This window comes from Quadrisphaera sp. DVD1 (assembly GCF_058932755.1).
Genome location: NZ_JBZYWI010000172.1, coordinates 1 through 6,106, shown reverse-complemented (window position 1 = coordinate 6,106; position 6,106 = coordinate 1). Strand labels below are relative to the sequence as shown.

Annotated in this window: 6 protein-coding genes, 2 tRNA genes and 1 pseudogene; 7 read left to right on the top strand and 2 right to left on the bottom strand. The window is 76.3% G+C overall.

The annotated features are described in order from the left end of the window. On the top strand, window positions 1-993 hold a 993-nt coding region (locus AC5FZL_RS14895; protein ID WP_493619671.1), incomplete at its 5' end, for a glucose-6-phosphate dehydrogenase. Here the strand turns inward: AC5FZL_RS14895 and AC5FZL_RS14890 are convergent. Together AC5FZL_RS14890 and AC5FZL_RS14885 are read right to left on the bottom strand one after the other, a co-directional pair. After that, a complete protein-coding gene (locus AC5FZL_RS14890) occupies window positions 983-1,435 on the bottom strand; it encodes a hypothetical protein (protein WP_493619670.1) in 453 nt (150 codons plus the stop codon). The genes AC5FZL_RS14895 and AC5FZL_RS14890 overlap by 11 nt on opposite strands. Before the next feature lie 46 nt (window positions 1,436-1,481). Beyond that, entirely contained in the window at window positions 1,482-2,225 is a 744-nt protein-coding gene (locus tag AC5FZL_RS14885; protein ID WP_493619669.1) for a YczE/YyaS/YitT family protein, read from the bottom strand. A 112-nt stretch (window positions 2,226-2,337) separates the two neighbouring features. Here AC5FZL_RS14885 and AC5FZL_RS14880 point away from each other — a divergent pair, with 112 nt between their 5' ends. The 6 genes and pseudogenes from AC5FZL_RS14880 to AC5FZL_RS14855 all read left to right on the top strand — a co-directional run. Further along, window positions 2,338-3,114, top strand: a complete 777-nt coding sequence (locus AC5FZL_RS14880; protein ID WP_493619668.1) for a fumarylacetoacetate hydrolase family protein — start codon at window positions 2,338-2,340, stop codon at window positions 3,112-3,114. Then, window positions 3,111-4,604, top strand: a complete 1,494-nt coding sequence (gene gltX, locus AC5FZL_RS14875; RefSeq protein ID WP_493619667.1) for a glutamate--tRNA ligase — start codon at window positions 3,111-3,113, stop codon at window positions 4,602-4,604. The genes AC5FZL_RS14880 and gltX overlap by 4 nt, the downstream gene beginning before the upstream one ends. Further along, window positions 4,601-5,662, top strand: a complete 1,062-nt coding sequence (locus AC5FZL_RS14870; RefSeq protein WP_493619666.1) for a CPBP family intramembrane glutamic endopeptidase — start codon at window positions 4,601-4,603, stop codon at window positions 5,660-5,662. The genes gltX and AC5FZL_RS14870 overlap by 4 nt, the downstream gene beginning before the upstream one ends. A gap of 51 nt (window positions 5,663-5,713) precedes the next feature. Beyond that, window positions 5,714-5,785 (top strand) — tRNA-Gln (locus AC5FZL_RS14865). 1 nt (window position 5,786) lies between these two features. Beyond that, a tRNA-Glu gene (locus AC5FZL_RS14860) sits at window positions 5,787-5,859 on the top strand. 101 nt (window positions 5,860-5,960) lie between these two features. Further along, window positions 5,961-6,106: pseudogene (locus AC5FZL_RS14855) on the top strand (monooxygenase family protein); the annotation flags it as partial.

Below are 6,106 nucleotides of genomic sequence, written 5' to 3'. Positions count from 1 at the left end.
GTGCGCGCGCTGGCCGCGGTGGGCCTGCCGCCGGGCAGCCGGGTGGCGGTGGAGAAGCCGTTCGGCCACGACCTCGACAGCGCGCGAGCCCTCAACGCCGCGCTGGCCGGGGCCACCGGCGGTGACCCGGGGGCGGTGTTCCGCGTCGACCACGTGCTGGGGATGCCGCGCGTGGCCGAGCTGGTCGCGCTGCGCAGCCCCGGCGGCGAGCTCGAGCCGGTCTGGGACGGCGGCCACCTGGAGCAGGTCGACCTGCTGTGGGAGGAGGACTTCGCCCTGCGGGGCCGGGCGGGCTTCTACGACGGCACGGGCGCGCTGAGGGACGTGCTGCAGAACCACGTGCTCCAGGTGCTGGTGCTCCTGGCGATGGAGCCGCCGGCCTCCCCTGACGAGCAGGCCCTGCACGACGCCAAGCTGGCCCTGCTGCGCGCCGTGCGCGTGCTCGCGCCGGACGAGGCGACCACCCGGACCCGGCGCGCCCGCTACACCGCGGGGCGGCTGCCCGGCGACGGCGGCGAGGGGCTCGTCGACGTGCCCGGCTACGCCGCGGAGGCCGGCGTGGACCCCTCCCGGCGCACCGAGACCTACGCCGAGGTCGTGCTCGACGTCGACGCGCCCCGGTGGGAGGGCACCCGGTTCGTGCTGCGCGTCGGCAAGGGCCTGGCGGCCACCCGCAAGGGGGTGCTGCTGCACCTGCGCGGCACGGGGGAGCAGCGCTGGATCGACCTCGACGCCCCCACCACCGCCGAGGGCCCCGCCCCCGTGCAGGGCGAGCTGGCGGCCTACGAGCAGGTGCTGCGCGACGTGCTGGGCGGCGGCGGCCGCCTCTCGGTGAGCGCCGAGGAGGCCGAGCAGTCCTGGCAGGTCGTCGAGCCGGTGCTGCGGGCGTGGGAGGACGGCGTCGTGCCGCTGCTCGAGCACCCCGCCGGGACGCCGGGCCCCGGGCTGCTGCCGGGGGTCCTGGCCCCCGACGACGCGGCGCTCAGCCGGTGATCTCGACCGGCAGCCTGGTGGTGGCCGCCCGCAGCGTCGCGGGCCCCGGGGCGGCGTCGGCCGGCACGCGCCCGTCCCAGCGCAGCGCGTAGCCGCTCTCGCGGCCGGAGGCGTCCTGGGTGTCGAGCGTCCAGGTCCTGCCGCCCTGCTCCAGCACCAGGTCGACGTCGCGCAGCGGCGCCTCGGTGGGCGCCGGGGGCGCCGAGCAGCCGCTGCTCTCCCCGGTGTCGTCGCAGCCGCTGTGGAACCGCAGCCCGGAGACGCTCAGGTCCTGCCCGGCGACGAGGCTGCCGCCGGTGGCCGGCGGGTGCGCGTCGTCGACGGTCGTCCCGACGACGAGCACCGGCGCGGAGCAGCCGGCCTGCGCGGGCGGCGCCACCGTCCCGAGCAGGACGGCGGCGAGGGCGAGCACGGCGAGCACGGTCGGGCTGCGGGAGCGCACGCTGCAGGGTGCTCCTCGCCGGCCCGGCGGTCGAGGCGCCGCGGCGTCAGGCGGCCTGCTGCTCCGCGTCCCCGGCGGCGGGCACCGCGCGACGGGTTGGGCGCCGGCGCGCTGAGGCGCGGGGCTGCACGGGCCGCGAGGTCGGCGGCTGCTGGCGCAGGAGCCGGAACGAGGCCTGCACCGCGGGCCCGGTGCCGAGCGCGAGGAGGACCGTCCCCACCCCGACCGGGCCGCCGAGGAGCCAGCCCACCACGACGACCGACACCTCGATCACGCAGCGGGAGAGCCCGATCGGCCAGCCGTGCTGGTGGCACGCGACCATGAGGCTGTCGCGGGGGCCGGCGCCGTACCCGGCGCCGATGTACAGGGCCGCGCCGAAGCCCAGGGCCGCCACCGAGCCGAGCACGGCGAGCCCCCGCACGGCGACCGGGGCTTCCGCCAGACCCTCCAGCCACGAGGTGGCCAGCAGGGCGTCCAGGCCCCAGCCGACGGCGAGGACGTTGAAGAGCGTGCCCAGGCCGGGGCGCACCCCCAGGGCCCACGAGACGAGGAGCACGAGCAGCCCCACCGCGATGACGACGGTGCCGAAGGACAGGCCGAGCTGGTCGCTCGCGCCCGCGTGCAGGACGTCCCAGGGGGAGAGCCCGAGCCCGGCGCGCAGGGACAGGAAGACCCCGACGACGCAGACGGCGAGGCCGCCGAGGAAGCGCAGCAGACGGGCTCGGGGCGGGGTCCAGGGGCCGGGGGCGGAGCGAGGAGGACGGCGGGCCGGGGTGGCGCGGAACAGCACGGAGCTCCTCGGGAGGAAGGGGGCTTGCCTCAGGCAACTCCCAGGATCCCGGTCCTCGGGCCGGGAAGCACGTCGATCACGGGGGAGCGGAGCGCCGCACTACCCTCGGGGGGTGCGCATCGCGAGGTTCACCACGGGCGAGGACCCCCGCTTCGGGCTGGTCGAGGGCGCGGCCGGGGAGGAGGTCGTCCACGTCGTCGTGGGCGACCCGCTCTACGCGCCGCTGAAGCCGACGGGGGAGCAGGTGCGCCTGGCCGACGTGCGGCTGCTGGCCCCGGTCATCCCCCGCTCGAAGGTGATCGGCATCGGTCGCAACTACGCCGCGCACGCCGCGGAGATGGGCAACGACCTGCCCGCGGAGCCGCTGATGTTCCTCACCCCGAACACCGCGGTCGTCGGCCCGGGCGACCCGGTGGTGCTGCCCGAGGGGTCGCAGGAGGTCTCCTACGAGGGCGAGCTGGCCGTCGTCATCGGGCGGGTGTGCAAGGACGTGCCGCGCGAGCGGGTGGCGGAGGTGGTGCTGGGCTACACCTGCGCCAACGACCTCACCGCGCGCGACTGGCAGCGCGGCGACGGGCAGTGGGCCCGCGCCAAGGGCTTCGACACCTCCTGCCCGCTCGGGCCGTGGATCGTCCCGGACCTCGACGTCAGCGACCTGGCGATCTCGACCCGCCTGGACGGGCGCACCGTCCAGGACGGCCGCACCTCCGACATGGTCTTCGACGTCCCCGACCTGGTCTCCTACGTCAGCCGCGCCTTCACGCTGCTGCCGGGGGACGTCATCCTCACCGGCACCCCGGCCGGCGTCGGCGAGGTCGTCGACGGCCAGCGCGTGGACGTCGAGATCGAGGGCATCGGCACCCTGAGCAACCCGGTGGTGCGCCGATGAGCGAGCAGGCGGCGCAGGCGCCGGTGCGGGTGCGGTTCTGCCCCTCGCCGACCGGCGTCCCGCACGTGGGCATGGTGCGCACGGCCCTGTTCAACTGGGCCTACGCGCGGCACACCGGCGGCACGCTGGTCTTCCGGATCGAGGACACCGACGCGGCCCGCGACAGCGAGGAGAGCTACCACCAGCTCCTCGACGCGCTGCGCTGGCTCGGCCTGGACTGGGACGAGGGCGTGGAGGTCGGCGGCCCCCACGCGCCGTACCGCCAGTCCCAGCGCGGGGCGGTCTACGCCGACGTCCTCGCGAAGCTGGCCGAGGGCGGCCACGCCTACGAGTCCTTCTCCACGCCGGAGGAGGTCGAGGCCCGCCACCGCGCCGCCGGGCGCGACCCCAAGCTGGGCTACGACGGCTTCGACCGGACGACGACCCCCGAGCAGGCGGCGGCGTTCCGGGCGCAGGGCCGGGCCCCGGTGTGGCGGGTGCGGATGCCGGAGCGGGACGTCGTCGTCGACGACCTGGTGCGCGGGCGGATCACCTTCCCGGCCGGGAGCATCCCCGACTTCGTCGTGGCCCGCGCCGACGGCACGCCGCTGTACACGCTCACCAACCCGGTCGACGACGCCCTCATGGGCATCACCCACGTCCTGCGCGGCGAGGACCTGCTGGCCTCCACCCCCCGCCAGGTGGCGCTGTACGAGGCGCTCGTCGCGGTCGGCGTCGCGGTCGGCGTCCCGCGCTTCGGCCACCTGCCCTACGTCATGGGGGAGGGGAACAAGAAGCTGTCCAAGCGCGACCCGGAGTCCAACCTCTTCCTCCACCGCGAGCGGGGCTTCCTGCCCGAGGGGCTGCTGAACTACCTGGCCCTGCTCGGCTGGTCGATCGCCCCCGACCGCGACGTGTTCACCCCGGCCGAGCTCGTCGCGGCCTTCGACGTCGCCGACGTGGTGGCGAGCCCGGCGCGCTTCGACCTCAAGAAGGCCGAGGCCATCAACGGCGCCCACGTGCGGATGCTGGCCCCCGAGGACTTCCGCGACCGCCTCCTGCCACCGCTGCGGGCGGCGGGGCTGCTCGGCGAGCACCCGACCGCCGAGCAGCTCGCCCTGCTCGCAGCCGCCGCACCGCTCGTCCAGGAGCGGATGACCCTGCTCGGCGAGGCGCCGGGCATGCTCGGCTTCCTGCTCACCCCCGACGACGAGCTCGTCGTCGAGGAGGACGCCCGCGCCGCGCTGCGCCCGGAGGCCGCCGACGTGCTCGACGCCTCCAGCGCGGCGCTCGCGGCGCTGCCGGAGTGGACCGCCGCCGCGCTCGAGGAGGCGCTGCGCGCCGCCCTCGTCGACGGCCTGGGGGTCAAGCCGAAGTTCGCCTTCGCCCCGCTGCGGGTGGCGGTGACCGGACGCCGGGTCTCCCCGCCGCTGTTCGAGTCGATGGAGCTGCTGGGCCGCGAGAGCAGCCTGGCGCGCCTGGCGGCGCTGCGCGCGGGCCTGGACGCGTGAGCCCTCCGAGCGCAGCCGTCGCCGCCCGCCCGCCGGCGCCGGCCCAGGCCTGGCAGCCCCGCCCGTACACGCAGCTGCTGCGCGGGCCCCGGCACCGCTGGTGGCGCCCCCTGGTGTCGCTCGCGGTCGTCGTCGGCGGCCTGGCGGTGCTGTTCGCGGTCCTCATCGCCGTCGTGGGCATCGGCGTCGCGCTCACCGCCGCCTCCGGCGGCGGCATCAGCGAGGCGCAGGTCGAGGAGGACCTCGTGAGCTCCTGGTGGGGCTTCCTCGCGAACAACCTGCTGCTGGCCGCGCTCATCCCGCTGTCCGCCCTGGCGGTCTTCGCCGGTCACCGCTGGCGACCCCGGTGGGTGTCGTCGGTGGCCGGTGGCCTGCGGTGGCGCTGGATGCTGCTCAGCGGGCTCGTGCCGCTGGCGGCCCTCGTCGTCGTCCTCGGCGGCTCCTGGCTCCTCGACCCGGAGGCGTTCGGCTCCGGCGAGGTCAGCCAGGACGCCCTGGCGCTGCTCGTCGTCGTCGTCCTGACCACCCCGCTGCAGGCCGCGGGGGAGGAGTACCTGTTCCGCGGCTGGCTCTCCCAGGCGGTCGGCTCCTGGTTCGCCCGGGCCGGGCTCGGCGCGCTGGTCGCCGCCGCGGTCTCGGCGTCCCTGTTCGCGCTGGCCCACGGGTCCCAGGACCCGTGGCTGTTCGCCGACCGGCTGTGCTTCGGCCTCGTGGCCTCCTACCTCGTGTGGCGCACCGGCGGCCTGGAGACGGGGATCGCCTTCCACGCGCTGAACAACATCCTCATCTTCATCCCCACGGTGCTCAGCGGCGGGCTGGAGGAGGCGCTGACCAGCACGTCGGCCCCGGCGGGCGCGGTGCTGGTCGACCTCGTGATGTTCGTCGTCATCGCCGCGGTCGTGGCCCGCCTGGCGCGCCGGCGGCGCCTCGAGCGCCTCTTCGTCCCCCCGGCGCAGGCGCTCGTGGACGCCGCCCCGGCGCCCGCGCACCCCGCCCCGCACCCCGCCCCGCACGGGGACGGGGCCCCGGCGTTCACCGGCCCTCCGGGGCTCGGGTAGAGTTCCGTCCCGGCGCGGCCACGGGGGATCCCCCCGGAACCGCGATCACCATGGGGTATGGTGTAATTGGCAGCACGACTGGTTCTGGTCCAGTTAGTCTAGGTTCGAGTCCTGGTACCCCAGCGGCCCCGTTGTGTAGTGGCCTAGCACGCCGCCCTCTCAAGGCGGTAGCGCGGGTTCGAATCCCGTCGGGGCTACACCTGAGGCCCGGTGCACCGCGAGGTGCACCGGGCCTCAACCCTTTCCCGGGCCGTCCTCGCGCGGGACCGCGCCGAAGCGGTGCACGCAGGCGTCCCGCGAGGGGGCCGTGGGCATCTGGCACGAGACCCACGGCGTGCCTCCGGGCGCCTCGGAGAGCGTCTACGTCGACATGCCGGTGGTCGGGCCGGCGCGCGCCACGGGCTGCGTCCCGGTCGCCCGGCGGGGCGACAGCGCGCAGGAGCG